Source organism: Caballeronia sp. (genome assembly GCF_049581465.1).
Classification (GTDB): domain Bacteria; phylum Pseudomonadota; class Gammaproteobacteria; order Burkholderiales; family Burkholderiaceae; genus Caballeronia.
Genome location: NZ_JBAUSA010000800.1, coordinates 1 through 1766 on the forward strand (window position 1 = coordinate 1; position 1766 = coordinate 1766).

A 1766-nucleotide genomic window follows, 5' to 3' on the forward strand; every position below is an offset into this window, starting at 1 on the left:
GTCGCGAACGACCTGAAGCGTCACCCCGCCAATCTTCGCCGCCTCGGTACGGCTCGCGCCGTCGTAAATCGCCGCAAGGGCCAGAAGCCGTCTGGCCTGCGGCCCATCCTTCGATCGTTTCGCCGCCACCCGCAGCGCCCCTGCGTCATAATCTCCCCGAAGACCGCGAGGACTGGTATTGGGGTGTTAATTTCCTTCTGTTCCAACGGCTCTGGCGGAGGGGGCGGGATTCGAACCCGCGATACGGTTTCCCGCATACACACTTTCCAGGCGTGCGCCTTCAGCCGCTCGGCCACCCCTCCGTCGCGCGCCTCATAAGAAGCGCGAGCCGAGCGCGATAGCACCGCCCGCCACGCGGGCGCAAGCAGCCTCGGTCGCGTGGGACACCGCGAGGCAAAAGCAAATAAGCGCCAATAAACGTCAGTAAACGCTAGTAAGCGCTAGTAAATTTGCTAGCGTTTACTAGCGTTTATTTTTTGGAATCGGGACTTTTCAATGGGTTACGAGCGATTGGAGTAAAAAATTCTCTCTCTGTCTCGAGTTGCAAGGACAAGATGCGTTCCATCCTCTCTCTTCGACCCCACCCTGCGGCTCTCCACTCCGGCGAATAGAAAATCTATAACACGAGGTTCGGTTTTATACAAGATAATGTCGTGCTCCGATCTTCGGCTTCAGCGACCTCCCGCGCCCCATGAGGCGCTTGGACGCTTCAAAGCAAGGGCGCCTCGGGGACCGCCACCGGGTAAGGGTCGCGATTCGGCGCCCAGAAAGCCGCCCGCGCCTGCCAATTCAATCGTATTATTCGCTGCTAGATGCGGAAAATAGCGTTAAGGCTCCCTTCGCCCCCGTTCGTGGCGCAGACGAGCCCGTTGGGCGAGCCTCGCGTTTGAAGGACTGAGAAGCCCGGCCGCAAACGGCCTGGGGCAGGGCGCTGCCTATTGCGAGAGTTCGGCGATCTGGCTTGCAAACCAGTCAAGGTCCCGCTTCCATTGGACGTTGTCCGGCGACAGGGCGGTCATGCGCACCATGATCGCATGACCGCGTCGCAGCGCCTCCAATGCCTCGGCGCCATTCCCCATCTTTCCGAGCACAATCGCGATGTTTCCGTTCGACACCGCGAGATCGCGCTGCCAGCCGGCGTTGCCGGGATCGGATCGCGCCAGTCGGTCGGTGATCGCAAGATCATCGCGATAGGACTTGAGCGCGCCGGCTAGGTCGCCCTGGGTGACCTGCACGTTGCCGATTTTGTTGTACGACACCGAGAGATCGCGCTGCCAGCCGGTGTTGCCAGGATCGGATTGCGCCAGCTGGCCTCGGATCGCGAGGCTGTCGCGATAGGACTTGAGCGCGCCGGCGAGGTCGCCCTGCGCAACCTGCACGTTGCCTATCTTGTCGTAGGCCACCGAGAAATCGCGCTGCCAGACGGCGTTGCCGGGATCGGACGCTGCGAGGCGGTCTCGTATCGCAAGGCTGTCGCGGTACGAGGTCATCGCCCCCTCGAAGTCGCTTTGCGCGACCTGCATGTTGCCGATCTTCTCGTACGACACCGAGAGATTACGCTGCCAACCGGCATTGCTTGGATCGGATTTCGCCAGCCGGTCGATGGTAGCGAACTTGGCGTGATACGAGACCAAAGCACCCACTAGGTGTTTAGTCCCGGGCTTTGATGGGGCATCCTTATCGAACGATTCGAAGGATGCGCTATGGGCCAGATTCTTCATGGGAGCGCCACGACGACAGAGGCAGTCCGTCGAGCGATACAACAT

1 protein-coding gene, 1 tRNA gene and 1 pseudogene are annotated in these 1766 nt (G+C 60.7%); all 3 read right to left on the minus strand.

What is annotated here, in order from left to right:
* Nucleotides 1-135: pseudogene (locus WCA53_RS19645) on the minus strand (IS630 family transposase); the annotation flags it as partial.
* Between the two features lie 77 nt (nucleotides 136-212).
* Nucleotides 213-302: transfer RNA gene (locus WCA53_RS19650), tRNA-Ser, on the minus strand.
* A gap of 633 nt (nucleotides 303-935) precedes the next feature.
* Nucleotides 936-1547: a hypothetical protein gene (locus tag WCA53_RS19655; protein WP_423914446.1), complete on the minus strand. Its 612-nt coding sequence runs from the start codon at nucleotides 1545-1547 to the stop codon at nucleotides 936-938.
* Nucleotides 1548-1766 lie beyond the last annotated feature (219 nt).